Here is a 25,236-nt window from a genome sequence, read left to right as displayed (position 1 = left end):
ACCGCACCGTGGTCACCGACCCCGCCTTCGCACCCGAACTCACCGGCTCGGACGAGCCCTTCACGGTCCACACCCGCTGGATCGAGACCGAGTTCGTCAACGACATCACCCCCTTCGCCGCCCCCGCGGACGCCGCCGAGGCGGAGGAGGACACCGGCCGTGAGACGGTCGTGGTCGAGGTCGGCGGCAAGCGGCTGGAGGTGTCCCTGCCGGCCAGCCTGGGCATGAGCCTGGCCCGGACCGGGTTGGCTGCGGGCGCCAAGCCCAAGCGCCGCGCGGCGAAGAAGTCGGGTCCCGTCGCCTCCGGCGACACCCTGGCCTCCCCGATGCAGGGCACCATCGTCAAGGTCGCCGTCGAGGAGGGCCAGGAGGTCAAGGAGGGCGACCTCGTCGTCGTCCTGGAGGCCATGAAGATGGAACAGCCCCTCAACGCCCACAAGTCCGGCACCATCAAGGGCCTGACCGCCGAGATCGGCGCGTCCCTGACCTCCGGCGCCGCGATCTGCGAGATCAAGGACTGACGCCGCACCGCCCGTGAGAGGCGCCCGGCGGACCGCACACGCGGCCCACCGGGCGCCTCTTCGTCTCTGCCACGGTTCCCCAGCGGAGCCTCCCGTCGCAGCCGAGGTCTCCGTCCACGCCGCTTCGGCAGCGCTCCAAGGGGCGCGAGGAACTGCGCGACCAGTCACGACGGCCCCACGGCCGACGGACACCACACCGCGACACCTCCAGCGGAGCCCTGAGGTCCTCTCCGCCGCTCCCCGCCACCGAGGCCGCTCCCCGCAACCCAGGCCGCTCCCCGCCACCGAGGCCGCCCCCACCACAACCGGGATCTCCGTCCGACGGGGCGTCCCGCCCGAAGAGGAGACGGACACGGCGTCCGACTGCCGGGCCGCGACGCGGACCACCGGCTGCGTGAGGGTCCTGTGGTCTGCCCGACGGCCCACGCCGCACGGTCCGGGTCTGCGGTCCGGGCGGACGGCGCTCGGGGCGCCGGGGAGCGGCGTGCGGGTCCGACGAGGCGCTGCCGGAGGGCGGGCGCACGGCGGGCGGGGCAGGGCGGGCGAGGCCGATCCGCGGGCCCTGCGGGCCCGGGCCGGCGCGGTCAGCGCCGCCTGAGGTCGGCCACGCGGGTCCGTTCGGGAACCGGCGCCTGCTCGCCGAGAACGGTCGCGGCGCGCAGGCCGGGGCCCGTGCCGGGGACCTGTCCGCGGCGCGGAGAGGGCAGCGGCATGTCCCGGCGCTGCGCCCGGCGCGCCGGGACGTCGTCACCCCCCTGGTTGCCGCTCGCCCCGGCCACGGCGATCTGCACCCCCTGATCTGCGAGGGCCTGGAGTTCGGTGGCGGCGCGGTCGTCGTGGGCGGGCGGCTCGTCGGTGACGAGGCGGGTGATGACGTCCGTCGGCACGGTCTGGAACATGGTGTCCGAGCCGAGCTTGGTGTGGTCGGCGAGGACGACGACCTCGGCGGCGGCCTGCACGAGGGCCCGGTCGACGGAGGCCGAGAGCATGTTGGAGGTGGACAGGCCGCGTTCGGCGGTCAGCCCGCTCCCGGACAGGAAGGCGCGGGAGACCCGCAGCCCCTGGAGGGACTGCTCCGCACCGCTTCCGACCAGCGCGTAGTTGGAGCCCCGCAGGGTACCGCCGGTCATCACCACCTCCACGCGGTTGGCGTGGGCGAGGGCCTGCGCCACGAGCAGGGAGTTGGTGACGACGGTCAGACCGGGCACCCGGGCCAGCCGGCGGGCGAGTTCCTGGGTGGTGGTACCCGCACCGACCACGATGGCCTCGCCCTCTTCGACGAAGCCCGCGGCGAGATCGGCGATGGCCGTCTTCTCGGCGGTCGCGAGATGGGATTTCTGCGGAAAGCCGGACTCCCGCGTGAACCCGCCCGGCAGTACCGCACCGCCGTGCCGGCGGTCGAGGAGTCCTTCTGCCTCCAGTGCACGCACGTCCCGCCGTACGGTCACTTCGGAGGTCTGGACGACGCGGGCGAGCTCACGGAGCGACACGGCACCGTTCGCTCGCACCATTTCGAGGATCAATTGGCGACGTTCTGCAGCGAACACGAAACTGACAGTAACGCGGGCGACCGTCTGGTTTCAGCAGTATGCGCCGAATAACAGAAGTTGTTCGCACCGGGCGACGGGAGGTGGTATAGGAACCTGTACCCGCCGCCCGTGCCGTCCGCCGGGCCGACACACGGCCCGCGCACGGCCCGCAACTCCCTTTGACCAGCGGGGAGTCGGTTGCGCGCGTCAGACCTCGCCGGTCGCCTTGCGGGTGTGCAGCTGCCGGGCCACTTCGGCGATCGACCCCGAAAGGGAGGGGTAGACGGTGAACGCGTTCGCGATCTGCTCGACCGTCAGATTGTTGTCGACCGCGATCGAGATGGGGTGGATCAGTTCCGAGGCGCGCGGTGCGACCACGACACCGCCGACGACGATCCCGGTGCCCGGACGGCAGAAGATCTTGACGAAGCCGTCCCGGATGCCCTGCATCTTGGCGCGCGGGTTGCGCAGCAGCGGCAGCTTCACCGCACGGGCGTCGATCTTGCCCGCGTCCACGTCGGCCTGTGTGTAGCCGACGGTGGCGATCTCGGGGTCGGTGAAGACGTTGGAGGAGACCGTCTTGAGGTTGAGCGGGGCCACCGCGTCGCCGAGGAAGTGGTACATGGCGATGCGCCCCTGCATCGCGGCGACGGACGCGAGCGCGAAGACGCCGGTCACGTCTCCGGCGGCGTACACGCCGGGCGCGGTCGTCCGCGAGACCTTGTCGGTCCAGATGTGGCCCGACTCGCGCAGCTTGACGCCGGCCTCCTCCAGGCCGAGCCCCGCGCTGTTCGGGACGGCGCCGACCGCCATGAGGCAGTGGGTGCCGGAGATGACGCGGCCGTCGGCCAGGGCGACCTCCACCCGGTCGCCGACCCGCTTGGCGGCGGCGGCACGGGAGCGGGCCATCACGTTCATGCCGCGGCGGCGGAAGACGTCCTCCAGGACGGCGGCGGCGTCGGGGTCCTCGCCCGGCAGCACGCGGTCGCGCGAGGAGACCAGGGTGACCCGCGACCCGAGCGCCTGGTAGGCGCCGGCGAACTCGGCACCGGTGACACCGGAGCCGACGACGACGAGTTCCTCGGGCAGCTCGGTGAGGTCGTAGACCTGGGTCCAGTTGAGGATGCGCTCGCCGTCCGGCTGGGCGTCGGGCAGCTCGCGCGGGTGGCCGCCGGTGGCGATCAGCACGGCGTCGGCGACCAGGGTCTCCTCGCTGCCGTCCGCGACGGTGACCACGACCTTGCGGGATCCGTCGAGGGACTGCATGCCTTCCAGCCGGCCGCGTCCGCGCATGACCCGCGCCCCCGCGCGCGTGACGGAGGCGGTGATGTCGTGCGACTGGGCGAGCGCGAGCCGCTTCACCCGTCGGTTGACCTTGCCGAGGTCGACGCCGACCACCCGGGCCGCCTGCTCCAGGGGCGGGGTGTCGTCGGCGACGATGATGCCCAGCTCTTCGTACGACGAGTCGAAGGTGGTCATCACCTCGGCCGTGGCGATGAGAGTCTTCGACGGCACGCAGTCGGTCAGTACCGACGCTCCGCCCAGACCGTCGGAGTCGACGACGGTCACCTCCGCGCCGAGCTGAGCGGCGACCAGCGCCGCTTCGTATCCGCCGGGTCCGCCACCGATGATCACGATCCGAGTCACGTACTCCATTGTCCCGCACCCTTCAACGTGCTACAGCCCCGGGGGCCGCCTGTTACCGGAGTGACGCACGGTCGGCTGCCGTACCCTTCCGTCCATGTCGCTCTACGCCGCGTACGCCGGCAACCTCGACGCGCGGCTGATGTCCCGCCGCGCCCCCCATTCGCCGCTGCGCGCCACCGGCTGGCTGAACGGCTGGCGGCTCACCTTCGGCGGCGAGCACCTGGGCTGGGAGGGTGCGCTGGCCACCATCGTGGAGGACCCCGCCTCGCAGGTCTTCGTGGCGCTCTACGACGTCGCCCCGATGGACGAGGAGGCCCTCGACCGCTGGGAGGGCGTCGGTCTGCACATCTACCGGCGGACGCGGCTGCGGGTGCACACGCTGGACGGCGAGGAGGGGGCGTGGACCTACGTCCTCAACGCCTACGAGGGCGGACTGCCCTCCGCCCGGTACCTCGGGGAGGTCGCCGACGCGGCGGAGTCGGCGGGTGCGCCCCACGACTACGTGATGGAGCTGCGCAAACGTCCGTGCTGACCGGGCCCGGGAGGCGACCGGGAGAAGGCCGGGCGGGTGTCCCCGCCGGGCCCGGGGCAGGGGATCCGGGCGCCGGCCGGTACGTCCGGCCTCCCCCCTTTCACGGGATTTCGTCGGAAACGACAAGACAACGATCCCGTTCCCGTGAGCTCTGTCATCTACGCGCGTAGGCCGGGAGCGGCTACCCTCGTCGACGTGAACGCATCTCTTCTTCCGGACGACATCCAGGGCGACCCCCACGCCGCCGCCGACGCCGCCGCCGCGCGCCTTCGCGCGCTGACGGGCGCCGAGACCCACGACGTCGCCCTCGTGATGGGCTCCGGCTGGGCGCCGGCCGTGGACGCCCTGGGCACCGCCGAGGCCGAGTTCCCGGTCACGGAGCTGCCCGGCTTCCCGCCGCCCGCCGTGGAGGGCCACGGCGGCAAGATCCGCTCGTACCGCATCGGTGACCGGCGCGCGCTGGTCTTCCTGGGCCGCACCCACTACTACGAGGGCCGCGGCGTCGCCGCCGTCGCGCACGGCGTGCGCACCGCGGTGGCCGCGGGCTGCAAGACCATCGTGCTCACCAACGGCTGCGGTGGCCTGCGCGAGGGCATGCGCCCCGGCCAGCCGGTCCTGATCAGCGACCACATCAATCTCACGGCGACCTCGCCGATCGTCGGCGCGAACTTCGTCGACCTCACCGACCTGTACTCGCCGCGCCTGCGCGCCCTGTGCAAGGAGGTCGACCCCTCGCTGGAGGAGGGCGTCTACGCCCAGTTCCCCGGCCCGCACTACGAGACCCCGGCCGAGATCCGCATGGCCCGCGTCATCGGCGCGGACCTCGTCGGCATGTCGACGGTGCTGGAGGCCATCGCGGCTCGCGAGGCCGGCGCCGAGGTGCTCGGCATCTCCCTGGTCACCAACCTCGCCGCCGGCATGACGGGCGAGCCCCTGAACCACGAGGAGGTCCTCCAGGCCGGCCGCGACAGCGCCGCCCGCATGGGCTCGCTGCTGGCCCAGGTCCTGGAGCGGCTGTAGGGCGTGTGTCGAATGTCCCACCGGGCCCGCGACGCCCGGCACCGCGCCTCGCCGCGTTGCCGGAGTCGTCCACCGACGCCAGGTACCCGAGTACGGGGGCGCTCCTCCGCCCGCGCTGCTCGGCGCCGAACGCCGCGGCCCGATCCGACGTGACATTCGAAGACACTCCCCGGAACCGGCGGTCCGTCCGCCCACCGACGACACGAGAGGTTGACCCCACCGTGCACGACGATGTCATCGCCCGGGCCAAGGCGTGGCTGGCCGAGGACCCCGACCCGGACACCCGCGACGAACTCGCCCGGCTGATCGACGCCGCGGACACCGCGGAGCTGGCCGCCCGCTTCTCCGGCACGCTCCAGTTCGGCACCGCCGGGCTGCGCGGCGAGCTGGGCGCCGGGCCGATGCGCATGAACCGCGCCGTCGTCATCCGGGCGGCCGCGGGCCTCGCGTCGTACCTGCGGAAGAACGGCCGGGAGGGCGGGCTGGTCGTCATCGGCTACGACGCCCGCCACAAGTCGGCCGACTTCGCCCGGGACACGGCCGCGGTGATGGTCGGCGCCGGGCTGCGCGCCGCGGTCCTGCCGCGCCCCCTGCCCACCCCGGTCCTGGCCTTCGCCATACGGCACCTGGGCGCGGTGGCCGGTGTGGAGGTCACCGCCAGCCACAACCCGCCCCGCGACAACGGCTACAAGGTCTACCTCGGCGACGGTTCCCAGATCGTGCCCCCGGCGGACGCCGGGATCGCGGCCGAGATCGCCGCCGTACCGTCCCTGACGTCCGTGCCCCGCCCCGCGGAGGGCTGGGAGACCCTGGACGACAGCGTCCTGGACGCCTATCTGGCCCGCACGGACGCGGTGCTCGCCGCCGGGTCCCCCCGCGGCGCCCGCACGGTGTACACGGCCATGCACGGGGTCGGCAAGGACGTCCTGCTGGCCGCGTTCGCCCGCGCAGGCTTCCCGCAGCCGGTGCTCGTCGCCGAGCAGGCCGAGCCCGACCCGGAGTTCCCGACGGTCGCCTTCCCCAACCCGGAGGAGCCGGGTGCCATGGACCTGGCGTTCGCGCAGGCCGGCACGACCGACCCCGACCTGGTGATCGCCAACGACCCGGACGCCGACCGCTGCGCCGTGGCCGTCCGCGACGGCGGCGCCTGGCGCATGCTGCGCGGCGACGAGGTCGGCGCGCTGCTCGCCGAGCACCTGGTCCGCCGGGGCGTGAGCGGCACGTTCGCCGAGTCCATCGTGTCCTCCTCGCTGCTGGGCCGGATCGCCGCGAAGGCGGGGCTGCCCTACGAGGAGACCCTCACCGGCTTCAAGTGGATCGCCCGTGTCGACGGGCTGCGCTACGGCTACGAGGAGGCCCTCGGCTACTGCGTCGACCCCGAGGGTGTGCGCGACAAGGACGGCATCACGGCGGCGCTGCTGATCACCGAGCTGGCGTCGGAGCTGAAGGAGGAGGGCCGCACCCTCCTGGACCTGCTGGACGACCTCGCCGTCGAGCACGGCCTGCACGCCACCGACCAGCTCTCGGTGCGGGTGAAGGACCTGTCGGTGATCGCCGACGCCATGCGCCGCCTGCGCGAGCAGCCGCCGAACCTGCTGGCCGGCCTGCCGGTCCGGCGCGCCGAGGACCTCAGCCGGGGCACGGACGAGCTGCCGCCCACCGACGGTCTGCGGTACGCCCTCGACGGCGCCCGGGTCATCGTCCGCCCGAGCGGCACCGAGCCGAAGCTCAAGTGCTACCTGGAGGTCGTCGTCCCGGTCGCGGACCACGCCGGCCTGCCGGAGGCCCGGTCCCGTGCGGCGCAGACCCTGGCGCTGCTCAAGAGCGACCTGTCGGCCGCGGCCGGCCTCTGATCCACCCCCCGCCGCACGGCCGGCGGGGTGCCCCACCCGGTGGCACCCCGCCGGCCGTTCCGCGTCGGCACCCCGCACCCGGCAGCCGCGCGTCACGGGCCGGCGGGCGCGGACGGCGGGTGGTGGACGGGGATGCGGTCCTCCGGGCTCGGCGCGGCCTCGCCGTGCCGGGCAGCGGTTCCCGTCCGCTCCCCCGCGTCTCCGCCCGGCGGGCGTCCCCCGGGCGGGACGCGTGTGCGCCTCGCGCCGTCCGGCGGCCCGACGTGAGCCGCCTCGGGCCGCACGCCCGCCATCCGGCGGAGCCCGGCCGTACGCGGCTCCCACCCGTGGCGGGACGGTGCGGGTGCGTGCCCGGGGCACGGGGCACCCGGCCGCGGCCCCTCACCGCCCCGCACCCGGACGCGGGCCGGCGGGCCCCTCCGGGGGGCGCCGCGGTCAGCCCACGGCCAGCGCGATCACCAGCAGCAGGACGCCGACGGCGACCGGGGCGATGACCTCGTAGGCCCAGCGCACGGTCACCTCGCCCTGCGACGTCGCGGCCTTCGCCCGTGCCTCGTGCAGGTCCTTCAGCTCGTCCATGATCCGGTCGCCCTCGGCCCGTACGGGCCCCTCCGCCTCCGCCTCGGGGCCGCCGGGCACGGACACCGGCGTCGGACCGAACAGCCCGCCGCCGCGGCGCTTGCCGCCGCGCCGCTGGTCGGACTCGATCCGCGCCTGCCGGCGGGCCGCCTGCTTGCGGGCCCGGAGGGACACGGGCACGGCCCAGAGCTGGTACGTGGTCCCGGAGGAGCTGGTGACCTCGTTGGTGAAGCCGGAGCGCAGCATCTCGACCTGGCCCCAGGGCAGCGCGACGACCCGCAGCGGGTTGCGGACGCGCAGCCGGTGGTCGTTGGCGAACACGGCGGGCCGCAGGGTGAAGGCGGCGATCGCCGGCAGGGCGAGGATCAGCAGGGCGAGCGCCAGCCACGGGGTGTTGCCGTGCCCGACGACGATCGCGTCGACGCCGAGCCAGCAGACGATGCCGAGCAGCAGGACACCGCCGACGATGCCCAGGGGGGACCGGTAGATCCGGTCCGGGGACGCGGGTGGCGACGGCTGCGGCGCCGGTGACGGGTGCTCCGGGGTGGTCATGGCCCCGATTGTGCACGACGACGCTCCCGGCGCACGCAGGCGGGCGACCCCCGGCCGCACGGGGCCGTCTGCCCGTGGACCCCGCGAGGGGCCTGCGGGGTCCACGGGGGCTCGCTTCGAGGCCCCTCGCCCGAGCCGTGCCCGGAAGACGAGCACCCGGGGGTGTACAGCCGCTACGCGCGTAGATATGCTCGTCTGGTGACCATGCCCACCAACGCACCCACCGCAGCCCACGCTCTCTCGGACGTCGCCGCGTCCGACGGCACGCTGCGCCGCTTCCTCCACGGGCTGCCCGGCGTCGACGCGGTCGGCCTGGAGGCACGCGCCGCCTCGCTCGGCACCCGCTCCATCAAGACGACCGCCAAGGCGTACGCCATCGACCTCGCCATCTCGATGGTCGACCTGACGACGCTGGAAGGCGCGGACACCCCGGGCAAGGTCCGGGCGCTCGGCGCCAAGGCGGTCCACCCCGACCCCACCGACCGCACCACGCCCAGCACGGCCGCCGTCTGCGTCTATCCGGACATGGTGGCCGTCGCCAAGGAGGCCGTCGCCGGTTCCGGCGTGAAGGTCGCCTCGGTCGCCACCGCCTTCCCCGCGGGCCGCGCCGCGCTCGACGTGAAGCTCGCGGACGTGCGGGACGCCGTCGCCGCAGGCGCCGACGAGATCGACATGGTCATCGACCGGGGCGCCTTCCTCGCGGGCCACTACCTGAAGGTGTACGACGAGATCGTCGCCGTCCGGGAGGCCTGCGGCACCTCGGCCCGTCTGAAGGTCATCTTCGAGACGGGCGAGCTGTCGACGTACGACAACATCCGCCGCGCCTCCTGGCTGGGCATGCTCGCCGGTGCCGACTTCATCAAGACCTCCACCGGCAAGGTCGCCGTCAACGCCACGCCCGCCAACACCCTGCTGATGCTGGAGGCGGTGCGCGACTTCCGCGCGCAGACCGGCGTCCAGGTCGGCGTGAAGCCCGCCGGCGGCATCCGCACCAGCAAGGACGCGATCAAGTTCCTCGTCCTGGTCAACGAGACCGTCGGCGAGGACTGGCTGGACAACCACTGGTTCCGCTTCGGCGCCTCCTCGCTCCTGAACGACCTGCTGATGCAGCGTCAGAAGCTGGCCACCGGCCGCTACTCCGGCCCCGACTACGTGACGGTGGACTGATCACCATGACCACGGACAAGACCATGGACAAGCGGTCCTCCGCATTCGAGTACGCCCCGGCGCCCGAGTCCCGCTCGGTCGTCGACATCGCCCCCTCCTACGGCCTCTTCGTCGACGGCGAGTTCACGGACGCGGCCGACGGCAAGGTCTTCAAGACGGTCAGCCCGTCGACCGAGGAGGTCCTCTCCGAGGTCGCGCAGGCCGGCGCCGAGGACGTGGACCGGGCCGTCAGGGCCGCCCGCAAGGCGTTCGAGAAGTGGTCGGCGCTGCCGGGCTCCGAGCGCGCCAAGTACCTGTTCCGCATCGCCCGGATCGTCCAGGAGCGCTCCCGCGAGCTCGCCGTCCTGGAGACCCTCGACAACGGCAAGCCCATCAAGGAGACCCGCGACGCGGACCTCCCACTGGTCGCCGCGCACTTCTTCTACTACGCGGGCTGGGCCGACAAGCTCGGTCACGCGGGCTTCGGCGCCGACCCCAGGCCGCTGGGCGTCGCCGGCCAGGTCATCCCGTGGAACTTCCCGCTGCTGATGCTGGCGTGGAAGATCGCCCCGGCGCTGGCGACGGGCAACACGGTGGTCCTCAAGCCGGCCGAGACGACCCCGCTGTCCGCGCTGTTCTTCGCGGACATCTGCCGCCAGGCGGGCCTGCCGAAGGGCGTCGTCAACATCCTCCCGGGCTACGGCGACGCGGGTGCCGCGGTCGTGGCGCACCCGGACGTGAACAAGGTCGCCTTCACCGGCTCCACCGGGGTCGGCAAGGAGATCGCCCGCACGGTCGCGGGCACCCGCAAGAAGCTCACCCTCGAACTGGGCGGCAAGGGCGCCAACATCGTCTTCGACGACGCCCCGATCGACCAGGCGGTGGAGGGGATCGTCAACGGCATCTTCTTCAACCAGGGCCAGGTGTGCTGCGCGGGCAGCCGCCTGCTGGTCCAGGAGTCGATCCAGGACGAGCTCCTGGACTCCCTCAAGCGCCGGCTGTCGACCCTGCGCGTGGGCGACCCGCTCGACAAGAACACCGACGTCGGCGCGATCAACTCGGCCGAGCAGCTGGCGCGGATCACCGCGCTCGCCGACCAGGGCGAGGCGGAGGGCGCCGAGCGCTGGTCCCCCTCCTGCGAGCTCCCCGAGAACGGCTACTGGTTCGCCCCGACGCTGTTCACGGGTGTCACCCAGGCGCACCGGATCGCCCGCGACGAGATCTTCGGCCCGGTCCTGTCGGTGCTGACGTTCCGGACCCCGGACGAGGCGGTCGCGAAGGCCAACAACACTCCGTACGGCCTGTCGGCGGGCATCTGGACCGAGAAGGGCTCGCGGATCCTCGCCGTCGCGAACAAGCTGCGCGCCGGCGTCGTCTGGTCCAACACGTTCAACAAGTTCGACCCGACCTCGCCGTTCGGCGGCTACAAGGAGTCGGGCTTCGGTCGCGAGGGCGGCCGACACGGCCTGGAGGCGTACCTCGATGTCTAACGACGTGTCCAACAGCGGCTCCGCCGCGCGGCGTCTTTCCGTCTTCAAGACCTACAAGCTGTACGTCGGGGGCAAGTTCCCCCGTTCCGAAAGCGGCCGGGTGTACGAAGTGACCGACTCCAAGGGCGACTGGCTGGCGAACGCCCCGCTCTCCTCCCGCAAGGACGCCCGCGACGCGGTCGTGGCCGCCCGCAAGGCCTTCTCGGCCTGGTCGGGCGCGACGGCGTACAACAGGGGCCAGATCCTGTACCGGATCGCCGAGATGCTGGAGGGCCGCCGGGGCCAGTTCGTGCGGGAGGTCGCGGAGGCGGAGGGCCTGTCGAAGTCGAAGGCCGCGGCCGTGGTGGACGCCGCCGTCGACCGCTGGGTCTGGTACGCGGGCTGGACCGACAAGATCGCCCAGGTGGTCGGCGGCGGGAACCCGGTCGCGGGCCCCTTCTTCAACCTGTCCTCCCCCGAGCCGACGGGCGTGGTCGCGGTCCTGGCCCCGCAGGAGTCGTCGTTCCTGGGCCTGGTGTCGGTGATCGCCCCGGTGATCGCGACGGGCAACACGGCCGTGGTGGTGGCGTCCGAGCGCGCCCCGCTGCCCGCCCTGTCCCTGGGCGAGGTCCTGGCCACCTCCGACCTGCCCGGCGGCGTGGTGAACGTCCTCTCCGGGCGGACGGCGGAGATCGCCGCGCCCCTCGCCTCCCACCAGGACGTCAACGCGATCGACCTCGCGGGTGCCGACGAGGCGCTGGCGAAGGAACTGGAGATCGCCGCGGCGGACAACCTCAAGCGCGTCCTGCGTCCACAGGCTGTGGACGGCGCGGCCGACTGGACGGCCGTGCCGGGCATCGACCGCATGACGGCGTTCCTGGAGACCAAGACGGTGTGGCACCCGACAGGCTCCCTGGGCGCGTCGGGCTCGTCGTACTGACCCCTCCGGCACGAGCCGAGAACCGCGCCGCCCTCCGCCCGGGGGGCGGCGCGGTCAACTCCGGCCGGCGCGGTCCAGTTCGCGGGTGACCGCTTGTTCGTTCCGGCCGAGCAGCGCCTTCTCCAGGCTGTGGTCGTCCGAGCGGGAGAAGCGCTCGCCCGATGCCACGTCCTCCTTGCTCAGCACGCGCCCGCACCACTCGCCCTGGTCGCCCGTGCGGTCGTCGAACGGGACGGCGGCGCCCTCGCCCAGCACGATCCACTCCTCGCCGGTCCAGCGCAGGGCGAGCACGTAGGTGTGGCCGCTCTCCAGCCGGGGAGCGTCCGTCGCCGTCCTCTTGATGCGCTCGCCCGTCCCCCGGGAGACCTGCCGGCCGGGCGCCGTCATGTCGAAGGACCGGCCCATCGGATGCCGGGGTTTCCTGGCCGACCAGAGCACGTCGTCGACGCGGAAGGTGACCGCCCGGTCGGTCTGGTAGCGGATCGGTCCTTTCGTGAAGTCGCGCCGGTGGATGTCCTGTTCCCGTGTCGCGGTGGCCACGAGGACGTGGTCGGCGTAGGTGATCCAGTCCTCCGCTGTCTGGGAGGGGTAGTAGTCCCCTGCGGCCCCGCACCCGACCACCGTGTCCAGACCGGTCCTGCCGACGAGGACGCCCGCGACGATCCCCGCGACGGCCAGACAGGCGGAGACCGGCCGGCTCGCCCCCGGGCCACCGAACGGAAGGCGCACGGTCACCTCACCCCCCGGGCGGAGGCGGTCGAGGAGACCATGGCGTAGGCGGTCTCGGCGCGGCGTGACTCGGGGGTTCCCTCCACGGCGTGGGCGAGGAAGTCGCACGTGGGGCCGGTGAAGGCGATCCGCCCGTCGTGCAGGACGGTCACGTGGTCGGCCTCCTCCGCGAGGTCGGCGACGTCGTGGGTCGACATCAGCACCCGGACATCAGCCGTGGCGAGGCCGACGATCAGATCCCGGAACACCCGCCGTTGGGTGGGGTCCATGCCGGCGGTCGGCTCGTCGAGAAGGAGTACGTCGGCCCCGTGCACCAGAGCGGAGGCCACACCGACTCGGCGGAGTTGGCCGCCCGAGAGCTGCTTCACCCTGACGTCGGCCCGGTCCGCCATCCCGACCCGGCCGAGCGCCGTGAGCGCGGCGTCCCAGGCGTCGGCCTTGTTCATCCCCTTGAGCCAGCCGGTGTACGCGACTTGTTCCCAGGCGGTCAGTCCGGTCATGGGGGTGATGGTCTGCGGCATCCACGCCACCTTCTTCAGGTAGGAGGAGTCGCGGGAGGCCAGGGGGCCCATGCGGACGGTTCCCGACCGGGGCTGGTGAAGGCCACCGGCCAGCTTCAGCAGGGTGGACTTGCCGGCGCCGTTGGGTCCCAGGAGCACGGTGAATCCGTCGGGCACGGTGTAGCAGAGGTCCCTGAGGATCGGCGGGTCGGCGCGTTTGTAGCCGAACGTGACGTTGTCGAGCTGTATGGACACGGGCGGGTCCTTTCAGGTGCGGCGGGTGCGACGAGCGCGTGCGTGGACCGTGAGTCCGGCGGCGAGGACGAACAGACAGAACCCGAGCGTGGGCAGGTGGCCGACGGGGTGCAGCGTGACGGCCCAGGGCCACGGGCGATCGATGTCGCGGTAACCGACGAACATGACCGCGAACACCCACCCCACGGGGACGACGGAGGCGGCCTGCTCCTGCACCGTGCGGGCCAGCAGCATGAGCCCGGCGAGGAACAGGGTGTTGCGGCCCGCCGCGGTCGCCTCCTGGGAGTCCGCGAGGGCTCCGACGAGCAGGCTCGCCAGCAAGGCGACCACGACGACGGCCAGCACGAGGGCCGTGTCCAGGGCACGCACGTCGCGCCGCGCGGTCGCCTCGATGTCGGGCACTCCCTGAGCGAGGCTGTGGGCGAGTGTGGACGTGATGATCAGGGGTGTCATCTGCATGAGGAACACCCGGTTTCCGCCCGCGGCCAGCAGGCTGGGCAGTTGGATGTACTGGTCGTGCGCCACCGCGACGATCAGCGCGAACACGGCGAGTGCGGGGGCCAGCACGGCCTGGACACGGCGGACCTTGAGCCACAGGGTCACCGGGTGGCCTCCTGTACGAGGCGGCAGGCCTTGGCCTGTTCCGCGTGGAACCAGGCTGTCTGCTGCGCCGCCGGCAGCTTGCGGGCGTCGCGGGCTCGTTGCTCCACCTTGGCCAGGACCTGGTCGGGGTTCTGGAAGGTGCCGCCGTACTCACCACGCCGCCATGCCACATACGGCTCATCGGCGTCGACGACCGTCGCGGCCCACAGCAGCGCGGCATCGTGGTTGACGACCCAGGCGGCCGACCGACCGTCCTCGAACGAGGTGGGGAAGGCGCAGGGGAACCGCACCGAGCTGAGCAGGACGCCGTATCGGACGGCGATCATGCCGGGGCCGTTCTTCCCTGCCTGCTGCGACAGCGGCAGCCACCAGGTGGAGCGGGTCGAGGCCTTCTTGCGGCGCCCGTTGAGCAGATTGTCCGAGACCGTCTCCGGCATGGTGACATTCACCCCGGCCTGCCGCAGTGCGCCGAGGGAGCGGACGATCTCGTTGCGCACCTGCTCGAGCCGATCACCGGCGCCACCGGTCTCGGCCACACACACCCGGGGGGCGGTGCCGGTGCACCGGGCGGCGGCGTGGCCCGCGCTGATCGGCCCGTCGCCGTAGCCCCACCCGGAGGCGGCGTGCGCGCACAGGACCATCACCACGACGGCGCCGATCCCCGTCGCACTACGGACGCGGCGCTGAACGGCGCGGGTCGCGGGCAGCCACCACACCGCCAAGGACGCGGCCGCGGACGCGGTGAACAGGAACGGGACGAGCAGGGTGAGCGCCTTGTACTGCTCACCGAAGTCCGGGACCGTGTCCGGCGCGCCGGACACGTGGCGCAGCCACACCGGTTCCACCTGTCCCGTCTCCACGATCAGGTAATAGACCACGACGGCGGACAAGGGAGCGGAGATCAGCCGCGGGGTGAGGTGCCCGAGGGCGCAACCGATGACCGCCCATGCGACGACCAGCCCCATACCGAGCAGCAGCGGTGCGAGAGCCGCCGGAGTGGGCAGGAGGCGGGTCTCGATCAGGCGCATCGCCACCGGCAGGCCGAGGATGAGCCAGCCCGCGGCCACCACGGGGGCGAGGGTGTGGGCGGCGACCCTGTTGCGACTGCGTCCCGGAGCCAGGTCCCACACTCCGTCGCGCCTCAGCCGCCCTCCTTCCCAGACGGCGAGACCGCATGTGAGGGCGTAGGCGAAGGGATAGAAGTAGAAGAGGGACTGGGCCACCTGGTCCGGCGCCCACAGGGGGCCCCCGACAACCTCCTCGTAGGGGTCTTCGAGATGCAGGGCGTGGAAGAAGTAGAAGACGACGATGCCGACCCAGACGGGTGCGGTCCACACCGCCGAGGTGGTGCGCAGACGGGCTCGAAGGTTCAACAGACGACACCGCTCTCGAACAGGACGGGGCCGGGAAGCGTCCGTGCGACGCTTCCCGGCCTCAACGACGTTGCGTGAACCAAGACGCTCAGTCGGCCTTCGTGGTGTCCACGTACACCTTCTTCACGTTCAGGTTGGCCTTGGTGTAGATGGAGCCGTTCAGCGCGGGAATGGTGAAGTACCGGTTGTCACCGCCGGTGTAGTGCGCGCTCCACTCGCCCCGGGAGGTCTTCGTCGACCCCTTGAAGCAGTTGGTGAACGTCTTCATCCCCATGTCCTTGTCGCGGGCGAAGGGGATGGCCTGCCACAGCTTCACGCCGACCGAGCGGCCGGTGGTGCCCACCATGGAGCAGCCGGTGAACTTGATCTCGGTGTAGTCGTTGTCCGCCCAGTGACGCGACTCCTTCGACCCGGGCGCCCACCCGGAGAGGTGGCTGGTGAAGTTCCGCGGCGGCATCCGGCCCGGCTCCGGGCTGCCGTACAGCTGGAACTGTCCCTCCTCGCCGGCGTTGAACGGCCGAGGGCGTCCGAGTCCCGCAGTCGGCGCAGGGGCCGTCACGCAGGTTCCGTCTCCGGTCCGAAGCGCTGCCGGTAGGCCGAGGGGGTGAGTCCCGTCTCGCGGCGCAGCAGTGTGCGGAAGTTGGCCGCGGTGCCCAGTCCGCTGCGGCGGGCGACGGCGTCGATGCGGGTGTCTCCGCGTTCGAGGAGCCGGCGGGCGAGCGTGACGCGTTCCGCGGTCAGCCACGCGAGGGGCGTGGTGCCCAGCTGCGTGCGGAACCGGCGGTGGAGCGTGGTGGTGCTGACCGCCGCTTCGGCGGCCAGCGCCGCGACGGTGAGCGGCGTGTCGAGCCGTTCCTGGGCCCAGGCCAGGAGGGGGGCCAGGGATTCGTCGGGCAGGTCGGGCATGGGACGTTCGATGAACTGTTTCTGTCCGCCGTCCCGGTGGGCGGGGAAGACGAGGCGGCGGCTGATCGTGTTGGCGGTCTCCGCGCCGTGGTCGCGCCGGATGACGTGCAGGCCGAGGTCGAGGGCGGCGGCGCTGCCCGCCGAGGTGAGGATGTCGCCGTCGTCGACGAAGAGGACGTCCGGTTCGACGCGGACACCGGGGTAGCCGGAGCGGAGGAGTTCTGCGCACTGCCAGTGCGTGGTCGCCCGGCGCCCGTCGAGGACGCCGGCCTGGGCCAGGGCGAACGCGCCGGTGCAGAAGGAGACCAGCCGCGCGCCTCGGGCGTGGGCGCGGCGTATGACGTCGAGTACGGCCGGGTGACGGGGCCGGCCGACGTCGGGCCTGCTCGGAATGATCAGGGTGTCGGCGGTGTCGGCGGCTTCGAGGTCCGCCGCCTCGGTGAGGGTGAAGAAGCGGTCGCGCATGACCGTGCGGTCGTGTGCCGCGCACACGGTGAAGTCATAGAGGTCACGCGCGAGTTCGGGCCTCGGCAGGCCGAACAGTTCGGTGGCGCAGCCGAGTTCGAAGGGATTGGTGTTCCCGTCCACGATCACTGCCACACGGTGCAGGCGGCGCGTCGAAGCGACATGGAAGGATTCTTGCGACATGCGCCTGTTCTAGCACTCACGCACCGAGGCGGTCCTGCCCGAGGATGATCGGTGAGCGACACCTCGCCGCCCGCCGCGGGCCTGCGACAGGTCGCTCTTCCCGGTAGTCCTTGCGCCCGAGAGGGAGACATACGCATGCCATTAGTTCGACGTACATCAATGCTGGCGGGAATCGTGGCCGGAGTGCTGGCGCTCACCGCCTCGCCGGCCTCCGCGGCCAAGCACCGCACCCTGACTCTGGACGCCGGCGATCCGCTGGCGGCGAAGTTGCTGGAGGTGTGCGACCTTCTGGCCGACCCGGTGCGGCCCCAGACGCCGAATCTGCCGCCCACGTGCATCATGACGTACACCCCGACGCAGTATCAGACCTCCGCCGGGCCCGAGCACCCGGTCGGTGACCGTGTCTTCAACTACGGCTCCACAACGGTCACCCACACGCTGGGCTGGTCGGACACGGTGACGAGCTCGGACAGCTTCGCGGTCGGCTCCTCGGCCAAGTCCAGCATCTGGAAGGCGGCGGAGATCGGGGTGACCGCCACGTACACGAAGACCTGGACGCGGTCGAGCACCGTCTCGCAGACGGACAGTCTGCCGGTCCCGGCCTGCACCGTGGGCTGGTTCGGCAGGGCCGCGGAGATGGGTACCGCCACCGGGAGCCTGAAGCTGGACTTCATGACGCCGTTCAGACCCACGAGGAAGAGCAAGAAGGAGTACCGCTACTTCGTGATCGAGAACAGCACCTTCACCGCGCCCACCGGCAATGGCGCCATCATCGCGCGCTCTCGCGCGATGACGCCTCAGGAACGGACGTCCTGCGCTTCCTGACAGCTTCAGGACAACCGCGGTCCGCCGGACGTGAGGCACGAGCCGGGGCGGGGGCGTCGGCACGGCGAGGAGAAGGCGCGAGGACCGCGGCCGCCCCGCCCCGGCGCCCGATCCCGTGCCGGCAGCCCTCGCGTGACGGCACTTCAGGCCCGTGATCACGCTCTCGCCGGGACGGCACCGGGGCGCGTGAGGTAGGGCGCAGTGCACGGCCCCGGCCGCACAACCCGTCGACGGCCTGCCGGGGCGGGCGGCGCCGCCCGTCCCGGCGGGTCCGTCCCGGCGGGTCCGTCCCGGCGGGTCCGTCCCGGCGGGTCCGTCCCGGCCGAGGGCCCGCCACCACCGCGTCCGCACGCCCGGGGCGTCCCCCGACCCCGCCCGGGCACCGTGGCGCCGCGCCGTCCGGCAGCCGCACCGCCCCGCCCCGCCCCGCCCCCAGCCCGAGACCGAGAGCGAGACCGATGCCGTCGCCCTGGACGGACAGGACCGTCCCAGCAGCTCCCACGGAGACCACCACTATGACCTCCACGACGAACTCACCCGAGCTCACAGGCACGCCCGCCCCGCACGTCGCTCCCGTCCCCTCCACGGTCCTGATCGACGAGCAGGCGCTCGGGGACTTCCTGAACGCCGCGGTCGGCACGTACCGGCTCATCACCGCCGAGGCACCCCTGCCCTGCTTCGCACTGCTCCTCGGCCAGGCGGAGGCGACGACGTTCCACGTGCGGCGCGTCGCCTTCGGCCGCAACGCCCGCACCAGCGACCCGGCGGCCCGGCAGGAGTTCGCCGACACGATCGTGCCGCGGTTCGGGCCGGCCTACGAGAACGAGCACCGCGGCTGGTGGATGGACTCCACCGACCTGCTCGGCGCGGCCCGTGAGGCGGAGGACGCGGGGCTGGACCTGCTCGGCTCCATCCACATGCACCCTGACTGGCATCACCTGGGACCGCCGTCGGCGCACGGTCAGGTGCTCAGCGAGCGCCCGACGCCGATGGACCGCCATCTCTTCGACCAGGCGGGCTGGCCCCTCAACGTCATCTGCTACCTGGAACGCCGGGGCGACGCCTTCTACCACGCACTGGCGGCCTGGGCACCCGCCCCGCTGGACGCCTCCGGCGGCGGGTGCGCCGCACTCGACCTGCGTGTCCGCACCAGCATTCCGCCCGGGGGCGTGACCGGCATGCCCGAACCCGACCCGACGGCGGACGCCGATGCCGGGGCAGGCGTCCGCCGGGAGGACGTCCGGGCGATCCACGCCCTGTGGGACGACATGCGCCGTGCCTGGGCCGAAGGTGATGCCGGACGATTCGCCGCGAGCTTCGCGGAGGACTGCGACTTCACGACGGTACGAGGCGACAGGCCGACGGGCCGGGCCGGCATCGAAGCCGGACACGCGGCCCTCTTCCGCGGGCCCTACGCGGGCACCGCGCTCGGCACCCGCGTGACGGCCGTCCGCTTCCTCCGTCCCGGCCTCGCCACCGTCGACGTGGAGTCGACCGTCGGAGCACCCGGCAGCACGGCGCCGACCCGCACCCACGCGCTGGCGGTCGTGGAGCGGACGCCGCAGCGCACGTGGCTGATCCGGGCCTTCCACAACATGATCCCCGCGCCCCGCCCCGCGCGGCGGGCGCCCGAACCCGAGGAGTCCCCGTTGACCGAACCCACCGCCCGTCCGAAGCTGCGCCACCTGGCCGTCGTCGCCCGCGCCCCCGAGAAGCTCGCCGCGTTCTACTCCTCGGTCTTCGGGATGGAGCTGTTCCACCGCGATCCCGACGGCAGCTGCTTCCTCTCCGACGGGTACCTGACCCTGGCCCTGATCAAGCACCGGCTCGACGGCGAGACACCCGTCGGGATGAACCACTTCGGTTTCCACGTCGAGAACACGGCCGACGTGTCCGACGCCCTGGTCGCGGCCGGCACCCCGAAGCCCGCGGAGCGCTTCACCGACCGCCCCTACGCCGAGTACCGGGCGATGGATCCGGAGGGCAACTGGTTCGACCTCTCCGCACACGGCTTCGGCGGCCCGCGTCCGCCTGCCGGTCCCGCCGGTCCCGCCGCTGCCTGACCGGCGGAAGGTGATCGGGTCGGCCGAGGCCCAGGGGCCGGGTCCGTCGCCGGCCGAGCCCGTCGGGCGGACCGCCGGGGCGACCGGGCGCGAGGGCGGCACGCGCGAGCACCCGCTTCGGCCGATCGTCACCGCCGTACCGGCGAACCTCGTGCCGGCCACGGACCACGACCCCGACGGCCCGACGGCTGCCGGGGTCGTGTTCACGGAGTTCGATGCCGACGGCGGCGTCGCCCTCATGCACATCACCGACGTCGCGCGAACGTGCTCCCCGGCAGCTCGGATCGTGCGCTCAGCCGCCCAGCTGGCCCGCCGCCTGCCCCAGCACCGGCAGGCCGCCGATCGACTGCGCCTGTGCCACCGGTCCGGTCACCGCCTGGGTCGTCAGCGGCTGGAAGTCCGCTACCTGGGTCCCCACGCTGTTGTCCAGCGGGTCCACCCCCGTCCCCGCGAGAGGGTTGGGCTTGAGACCGGCGACCGGGCCGGTGGCGTACTGCACCGACCCCGTCAACGCGGCCACGCCCGACTGCGGGTCGATCGCGCCGAGCGAAGTCGGCCGGGTGCGCAGCACGTCGACGACAGGCTCGGCGTCGGCGGCGCTCGCCGCGCCCGCGCCCGCGCCGAGAGCGACCCCCGCGGTCGCGAGGGCGACCAGGGCACGTCGGCCGTTCAGGGTCGGGGAAGACTGGGAAGAGCCGTGCTGGGCCATCGCCACCGCCACCTCTGCTGGAGTTCTGCTACGGGAAGTAATCGGGTCGACGCGAAGCGTAGTTGAGGTGTGACGCGCGCTTCAAAGCCGACCCGCGGGGTCGTTCGGCGGCCGGGCGATGCCTCACACTGGTGTCCCGTGAGTTCCCATCCGCCCGCACCCGCGCGAGTCGTGCTGCTCTGCGGCCCCTCCGGCTCCGGCAAGTCCCTCCTCGCGGCCCGCTCCGGCCTTCCGGTGCTGCGCCTCGACGACTTCTACAAGGAGGCGGACGACCCCACGCTGCCCCTGGTGGCCGGGAGCTCCGACATCGACTGGGACGACCCCCTCTCGTGGGACGCGGACGCGGCCGTCGCCGCGATCGCCGAGCTGTGCCGCACCGGCCGCACCGAGGTTCCGGTGTACGACATCTCGCTCAGCGCCCGCACCGGCGTGGAGAGCGTCGGCACCGGCGGCGCCCCTGTGTTCATCGCCGAGGGCATCTTCGCCGCCGAGATCGTCGGCCGCTGCCGCGAACTGGGTCTCCTCGCCGACGCGCTGTGTCTGAGCCGCGGGGCCGTCACCACCTTCCGGCGCCGTTTCCTGCGCGACCTGAAGGAGGGCCGCAAGTCGGTGCCCCTGCTGCTGCGCCGCGGCTGGCGGCTGATGCGCGCCGAGCGTTGCATCGTGGCCCGGCAGACGGCCCTGGGCGCGTACGCCTGCGACCGGGACGAGGCGATGGCCCGGCTGACGGCGGCCGCGCGGCCGGCCGCCTCCCCCGCCGCGGCGTGACCGCCGTGCGGCCGGTGGGGCGGCGCGGTCGGTAGCCGGGCAGCGCACATGCGAAACGGGACTGGACGGACCCCCCGGCCCTCCAGTCCCGCTTCTTCTCCCCGTGTCCCCCGTGACCCCCCTTTTTTCTTCGCTCCCCCGTGCCCCCCGTTGCCCCCCCCCAGAGCCCCGTTCTCCCCCGTCGGGGCCCCGTTCTTCCTCCGTGCCTCTCGTCGTCAGGCGACGAGTTCGCCGAAGGCGTCCGACTCGTCACGGCCGAAGCTGAGGACGTCGTCCTCGCGCAGCCGGCGCAGCGACCGCCAGATGCTGGACTTCACCGTGCCGACACTGATGTCGAGTATCTCGGCGATCTCCGGGTCGGTGCGGCCCTCGTAGTAGCGCAGGACCAGCATCGTCCGCTGGAGTTCCGGCAGCCGGGCCAGGGCCTGCCACAGGACCGTGCGCAGTTCGGTGCCGCGCATCGCGTCCGTGTCGCCGGCCGTCTCCGGCAGTTCCTCGGTCGGGTACTCGTTCAGCTTGCGGCGGCGCCACGCGCTGATGTGCAGGTTCGTCATGGTGCGGCGCAGGTAGCCCCCGACCGCGGCCTTGTCGGTGATCCGGTCCCAGGCCCGGTACGTCGAGAACAGCGCGCTCTGGAGCAGGTCCTCGGCCTCGAAGCGGTCGCCGGTCAGGTGGTAGGCGGTGGCGTACAGGGAGGCGCGGCGCTCCTGGACGTAGGCGGTGAATTCCGCCTCCGACCGTGAGCGGCGCTCCCCCTGGTCCTCCCTGTACGCGGCTCCCCCGTGCGTCTGCCCCGTGTGCGTGTCGACCACCGCCATGTAGGGCTGAGACCCCTGCTGCGCATGGGCGGTGTGCTGACGTCCGGTACCGCGAGCGCATCCGCGCCCACCGGACTTCTCCGGACCCCGGTGCGCGTTCACGTCGTGCAGACGCGTGACCACTGCGCTGGTGCTGGTGCTGTGCAGCGTGTTCATCTCGCGCCCCCCGTCGTGGAGTTCCGGTGTCCGTTCGTGCTGTGCTTCTTGCTTGTCGAAAAGACTGCCGCGGCGACTTCATCGCCGTGTCCGCCGACTGTCACAGACCTGTCACAGGGGTCCGGAACAGCCTCGTCCAAGATCACCGGACCGCTTCGGGCCCGGGCGTCACCGCTTCCCGGACCCGTGGGTCGAACAGCGGCCCCTCCATGGGCCAGAATGAGGCCGTGCCTTCCCTGTTGCTGATCGAGGACGACGACGCCATCCGCACGGCCCTGGAGCTCTCACTGACGCGCCAGGGACACCGGGTGGCGACCGCTGCCAGCGGTGAGGACGGTCTGAAGCTGCTGCGCGAGCAGCGGCCGGATCTGATCGTGCTGGACGTGATGCTGCCCGGCATCGACGGTTTCGAGGTGTGCCGGCGCATCCGGCGCACCGACCAGCTGCCGATCATCCTGCTGACCGCGCGCAGTGACGACATCGACGTCGTCGTCGGGCTGGAGTCCGGGGCCGACGACTACGTCGTCAAACCGGTCCAGGGGCGTGTGCTCGACGCCCGGATCCGGGCCGTGCTGCGCCGCGGCGAGCGGGAGTCGAACGACGCGGCGGCCTTCGGCAGCCTGGTCATCGACCGTGCCGCGATGACCGTGACGAAGAACGGGCAGGACCTCCAGCTCACGCCGACCGAGCTGAGGCTGCTGCTGGAGCTGAGCCGGCGGCCGGGGCAGGCGCTGTCCCGGCAGCAGTTGCTGCGGCTGGTGTGGGAGCACGACTACCTGGGCGACTCCCGGCTGGTGGACGCCTGCGTCCAGAGGCTGCGCGCCAAGGTGGAGGACGTGCCCTCGGCCCCGACGCTGATCCGTACCGTGCGTGGTGTCGGCTACCGCCTGGACCCGCCTCAGTGACGACACGGCAAGGGGGTGTCCGCGGCTGGGCCGCGGATCGTGGAAAGGGTCTGTCGCGGCTGCGCTTCACCAGCCTGCGACTGCGGCTGGTCGTCGTGTTCGGCCTGGTGGCGCTGACGGCCGCGGTGTCGGCCTCCGGGATCGCCTACTGGCTCAACCGGGAGGCCGTGCTCACGCGCACCCAGGACGCGGTGCTGCGCGACTTCCAGCAGGAGATGCAGAACCGTGCCGGCGCGCTGCCCGCGCACCCGTCGCAGGACGAGCTGCAGCACACCGCGGGCCAGATGGCCAACAGCAGCCAGCGGTTCAGCGTGCTGCTCGTCGCGCAGGACTCGGGCGGCAGGACGGTGTACGGCAACTCCGGCGGCCTGAACGGCTTCTCCCTCCAGGACGTGCCGGAGTCGCTGCGCACGGCGGTGAACAAGCAGCAGAAGGTCACCTCCGCCAACAAGTACCCCTATCACCTGTACTGGCAGCGGGTCGTCGACGACGGCACGCCGTACCTGGTCGCCGGGACGAAGGTGATCGGCGGCGGGCCGACCGGCTACATGCGCAAGTCGCTGGAGCCGGAGGCGAAGGACCTCAACTCGCTGGCCTGGTCCCTGGGCATCGCCACCGGCCTGGCGTTGATCGGCGCGGCGCTCCTGGCGCAGGCCGCCGCCACGACGGTGCTGAAGCCGGTGCACCGGCTCGGCATCGCCGCGCGCCGGCTCGGCGAGGGCAAGCTGGACACCCGGCTGCGGGTGTCGGGGACGGACGAACTGGCCGATCTGTCGCGGACCTTCAACAACGCCGCGGAGGCGCTGGAGAAGCGGGTGGCGGACATGGCCGCGCGGGACGACTCGTCCCGGCGGTTCGTGGCGGACATGAGCCACGAGCTGCGCACGCCGCTCACCGCGATCACGGCCGTGACCGAGGTGCTGGAGGAGGAGCTGGACTCCGAGAGCGGCGGCATCGACCCGATGATCGAGCCCGCGGTGCGGCTGGTGGTGAGCGAGACGCGGCGGCTGAACGACCTGGTGGAGAACCTGATGGAGGTCACCCGCTTCGACGCGGGCACCGCCCGTCTGGTGCTGGACGACGTCGACGTCGCCGACCAGATCACCGCCTGCATCGACGCCCGCGCCTGGCTGGACGCCGTCGAGCTGGACGCCGAGCGCGGCATCCACGCCCGGCTCGACCCGCGCCGGCTGGACGTCGTCCTCGCCAACCTCATCGGCAACGCGCTCAAGCACGGCGGATCGCCGGTGCGGGTGTCGGTACGCGCGTCGCAGGACGAGGTGGTGATCGCGGTCCGCGACCACGGGCCGGGCATCCCCGAGGACGTCCTCCCGCACGTCTTCGACCGGTTCTACAAGGCCAGCGCGTCCCGCCCGCGCTCCGAGGGCAGCGGGCTCGGCCTGTCCATCGCCCTGGAGAACGCGCACATCCACGGCGGCGAGATCACCGCCGCCAACTCCTCCGAGGGCGGCGCGGTGTTCACGCTGCGGCTGCCGCGGGACGCGTCGGAACTGACGCGGCGCACCGATGAGGGGGAGACATCCGAGGGGGAAGCCAAGTGACCGTCAAACGCCTGCTCGCGCTCCCCCTGCTGGGCGTGCTGCTGGCCGGGTGCGGGATCCGCGCCACGGAGGTCCCGACCGACTTCGGGGCGGCACCCTCGCGGGTGCACTGCTCGCTCGGGCCGGGGTCCTCCTCCGGGGTGTCGCTCGGGGTGCCGGTGCAGGTGTTCCTGCTGTGCGGGTCCTCGCTGGTGGCCGTCGACCGGACGGTGCGCGTGCCGGACGGCGCCGCGGACTCGCGGCGGCGGGTGCTGGTCGCGCAGGGCCTGCTGGACCAGTTGGCCCAGACGCCGTCGGCCTCCGAGAAGGAGGCCGGTTACACCACCGACGTGCGCGGTGGGACGACCGTGTCGGGCCCGGGTCAGAAGGACCCCGAGGACGCGCTGCGCCTGAGCACCCCTCCCGACGAGCTCACCTCCTACGCCCTCGCGCAGATCGTGTGCACGTTCTCCGACTCCGCCGCGGCCGAGGGCGACGGCTCGGTCGTCCTGGGCGGCCCGGGGGGCGAACCGCTGCGCCGCTACGAGTGCACCGACGAGGTCCGCTCCCGCCCGGGCACGAAGGAACCGCCCTCCACGGAGGTCGCGGGAGACTGACCCGGCCGGGGGGCGGCCCTCCCGTGTGGCGG

The 25,236-nt window shown here is 72.6% G+C and carries 24 protein-coding genes; 13 read left to right on the top strand and 11 right to left on the bottom strand.

The features are described 5' to 3' along the window. On the top strand, positions 1 to 521 hold a 521-nt coding region (locus JS756_RS09960; protein WP_205382647.1), incomplete at its 5' end, for an acyl-CoA carboxylase biotin carboxyl carrier protein subunit. A gap of 584 nt (positions 522 to 1,105) precedes the next feature. Here the strand turns inward: JS756_RS09960 and JS756_RS09955 are convergent. Together JS756_RS09955 and JS756_RS09950 are read right to left on the bottom strand one after the other, a co-directional pair. Further along, positions 1,106 to 2,068: a DeoR/GlpR family DNA-binding transcription regulator gene (locus JS756_RS09955; RefSeq protein ID WP_205382646.1), complete on the bottom strand. Its 963-nt coding sequence runs from the start codon at positions 2,066 to 2,068 to the stop codon at positions 1,106 to 1,108. Between the two features lie 189 nt (positions 2,069 to 2,257). Continuing rightward, positions 2,258 to 3,706: an NAD(P)H-quinone dehydrogenase gene (locus JS756_RS09950; protein WP_205382645.1), complete on the bottom strand. Its 1,449-nt coding sequence runs from the start codon at positions 3,704 to 3,706 to the stop codon at positions 2,258 to 2,260. A gap of 85 nt (positions 3,707 to 3,791) precedes the next feature. On the opposite strand from JS756_RS09950, the gene JS756_RS09945 reads away from it, so the two are divergent. The 3 genes from JS756_RS09945 to JS756_RS09935 all read left to right on the top strand — a co-directional run bounded on the left by JS756_RS09945 (position 3,792) and on the right by JS756_RS09935 (position 7,102). Then, positions 3,792 to 4,229: a gamma-glutamylcyclotransferase family protein gene (locus tag JS756_RS09945; protein WP_205382644.1), complete on the top strand. Its 438-nt coding sequence runs from the start codon at positions 3,792 to 3,794 to the stop codon at positions 4,227 to 4,229. A 195-nt stretch (positions 4,230 to 4,424) separates the two neighbouring features. Then, a complete protein-coding gene (locus JS756_RS09940; protein ID WP_205382643.1) occupies positions 4,425 to 5,249 on the top strand; it encodes a purine-nucleoside phosphorylase in 825 nt (274 codons plus the stop codon). A gap of 221 nt (positions 5,250 to 5,470) precedes the next feature. After that, positions 5,471 to 7,102 (top strand): phospho-sugar mutase, encoded by a 1,632-nt coding sequence (locus tag JS756_RS09935; RefSeq protein WP_205382642.1) that lies wholly within the window; start codon positions 5,471 to 5,473, stop codon positions 7,100 to 7,102. A 435-nt stretch (positions 7,103 to 7,537) separates the two neighbouring features. On the opposite strand, the gene JS756_RS09930 is transcribed toward JS756_RS09935, so the two are convergent. Further along, the gene (locus JS756_RS09930) at positions 7,538 to 8,233 is read right to left on the bottom strand and encodes a PH domain-containing protein (protein WP_205382641.1); all 696 of its coding nucleotides are present in this window, start codon (positions 8,231 to 8,233) and stop codon (positions 7,538 to 7,540) included. A 204-nt stretch (positions 8,234 to 8,437) separates the two neighbouring features. Between JS756_RS09930 and deoC the strand changes: the two genes are divergently transcribed. Genes deoC through JS756_RS09915 form a run of 3 tightly spaced genes read left to right on the top strand, consistent with a single transcriptional unit; the run spans position 8,438 to position 11,788 of the window. Continuing rightward, positions 8,438 to 9,400: a deoxyribose-phosphate aldolase gene (gene deoC / locus JS756_RS09925; protein WP_205382661.1), complete on the top strand. Its 963-nt coding sequence runs from the start codon at positions 8,438 to 8,440 to the stop codon at positions 9,398 to 9,400. Between the two features lie 23 nt (positions 9,401 to 9,423). Beyond that, a complete protein-coding gene (locus JS756_RS09920) occupies positions 9,424 to 10,869 on the top strand; it encodes an aldehyde dehydrogenase family protein (RefSeq protein ID WP_205382660.1) in 1,446 nt (481 codons plus the stop codon). Continuing rightward, the gene (locus JS756_RS09915; RefSeq protein WP_205382640.1) at positions 10,862 to 11,788 is read left to right on the top strand and encodes an aldehyde dehydrogenase family protein; all 927 of its coding nucleotides are present in this window, start codon (positions 10,862 to 10,864) and stop codon (positions 11,786 to 11,788) included. The genes JS756_RS09920 and JS756_RS09915 overlap by 8 nt, the downstream gene beginning before the upstream one ends. 54 nt (positions 11,789 to 11,842) lie before the next feature. Here JS756_RS09915 and JS756_RS09910 read toward each other — a convergent pair whose 3' ends face one another. The 6 genes from JS756_RS09910 to JS756_RS09885 all read right to left on the bottom strand — a co-directional run bounded on the left by JS756_RS09910 (position 11,843) and on the right by JS756_RS09885 (position 16,802). Further along, a complete protein-coding gene (locus JS756_RS09910; protein WP_307790481.1) occupies positions 11,843 to 12,517 on the bottom strand; it encodes a hypothetical protein in 675 nt (224 codons plus the stop codon). A 2-nt stretch (positions 12,518 to 12,519) separates the two neighbouring features. After that, positions 12,520 to 13,272: an ABC transporter ATP-binding protein gene (locus JS756_RS09905; RefSeq protein WP_205382638.1), complete on the bottom strand. Its 753-nt coding sequence runs from the start codon at positions 13,270 to 13,272 to the stop codon at positions 12,520 to 12,522. Positions 13,273 to 13,284: 12 nt separating this feature from the next. Next, entirely contained in the window at positions 13,285 to 13,875 is a 591-nt protein-coding gene (locus JS756_RS09900; protein WP_205382637.1) for a hypothetical protein, read from the bottom strand. Continuing rightward, complete coding sequence (locus JS756_RS09895) at positions 13,872 to 15,248, bottom strand: hypothetical protein (RefSeq protein ID WP_205382636.1); 1,377 nt, start codon at positions 15,246 to 15,248, stop codon at positions 13,872 to 13,874. Before JS756_RS09895 ends, JS756_RS09900 begins: the two co-directional genes overlap by 4 nt. Positions 15,249 to 15,336: 88 nt before the next feature. After that, entirely contained in the window at positions 15,337 to 15,807 is a 471-nt protein-coding gene (locus JS756_RS09890; protein ID WP_205382635.1) for a hypothetical protein, read from the bottom strand. Then, positions 15,804 to 16,802 (bottom strand): helix-turn-helix domain-containing protein, encoded by a 999-nt coding sequence (locus tag JS756_RS09885; RefSeq protein ID WP_205382634.1) that lies wholly within the window; start codon positions 16,800 to 16,802, stop codon positions 15,804 to 15,806. Before JS756_RS09885 ends, JS756_RS09890 begins: the two co-directional genes overlap by 4 nt. Before the next feature lie 135 nt (positions 16,803 to 16,937). Here JS756_RS09885 and JS756_RS09880 point away from each other — a divergent pair, with 135 nt between their 5' ends. Both JS756_RS09880 and JS756_RS36635 read left to right on the top strand, forming a co-directional pair. Next, positions 16,938 to 17,627 carry a hypothetical protein gene (locus tag JS756_RS09880; RefSeq protein WP_205382633.1) on the top strand — a complete coding sequence of 230 codons (690 nt, stop codon included), beginning with the start codon at positions 16,938 to 16,940 and terminating at the stop codon, positions 17,625 to 17,627. Between the two features lie 515 nt (positions 17,628 to 18,142). Further along, a complete protein-coding gene (locus JS756_RS36635; protein WP_240203500.1) occupies positions 18,143 to 19,690 on the top strand; it encodes an SgcJ/EcaC family oxidoreductase in 1,548 nt (515 codons plus the stop codon). Positions 19,691 to 19,982: 292 nt separating this feature from the next. Here the strand turns inward: JS756_RS36635 and JS756_RS09865 are convergent, their stop codons facing one another. Beyond that, positions 19,983 to 20,399, bottom strand: coding sequence for a hypothetical protein (locus JS756_RS09865; protein ID WP_205382632.1), 417 nt, complete (start codon positions 20,397 to 20,399; stop codon positions 19,983 to 19,985). Positions 20,400 to 20,468: 69 nt separating this feature from the next. On the opposite strand from JS756_RS09865, the gene JS756_RS09860 reads away from it, so the two are divergent. Then, positions 20,469 to 21,167, top strand: coding sequence for a nucleoside/nucleotide kinase family protein (locus JS756_RS09860; protein WP_205382631.1), 699 nt, complete (start codon positions 20,469 to 20,471; stop codon positions 21,165 to 21,167). 215 nt (positions 21,168 to 21,382) lie between these two features. On the opposite strand, the gene JS756_RS09855 is transcribed toward JS756_RS09860, so the two are convergent. Beyond that, positions 21,383 to 22,141, bottom strand: a complete 759-nt coding sequence (locus JS756_RS09855) for a SigE family RNA polymerase sigma factor (protein WP_205382630.1) — start codon at positions 22,139 to 22,141, stop codon at positions 21,383 to 21,385. A 227-nt stretch (positions 22,142 to 22,368) separates the two neighbouring features. Here JS756_RS09855 and afsQ1 point away from each other — a divergent pair, with 227 nt between their 5' ends. From afsQ1 to JS756_RS09840, 3 genes are read left to right on the top strand one after another with little or no spacing between them, the layout of a single operon-like run. Continuing rightward, positions 22,369 to 23,046, top strand: a complete 678-nt coding sequence (afsQ1, locus tag JS756_RS09850; RefSeq protein WP_205382629.1) for a two-component system response regulator AfsQ1 — start codon at positions 22,369 to 22,371, stop codon at positions 23,044 to 23,046. Further along, positions 23,043 to 24,608: an ATP-binding protein gene (locus JS756_RS09845; RefSeq protein ID WP_205382628.1), complete on the top strand. Its 1,566-nt coding sequence runs from the start codon at positions 23,043 to 23,045 to the stop codon at positions 24,606 to 24,608. Before afsQ1 ends, JS756_RS09845 begins: the two co-directional genes overlap by 4 nt. After that, positions 24,605 to 25,204, top strand: a complete 600-nt coding sequence (locus JS756_RS09840; protein ID WP_205382627.1) for a hypothetical protein — start codon at positions 24,605 to 24,607, stop codon at positions 25,202 to 25,204. The genes JS756_RS09845 and JS756_RS09840 overlap by 4 nt, the downstream gene beginning before the upstream one ends. Positions 25,205 to 25,236: the final 32 nt, after the last annotated feature.

Source organism: Streptomyces actuosus (assembly GCF_016921115.1).
Lineage (GTDB): Bacteria > Actinomycetota > Actinomycetes > Streptomycetales > Streptomycetaceae > Streptomyces > Streptomyces actuosus_A.
Note: the sequence above shows the minus strand (reverse complement) of the source record. Positions and strands in the feature narration are given on the sequence as shown.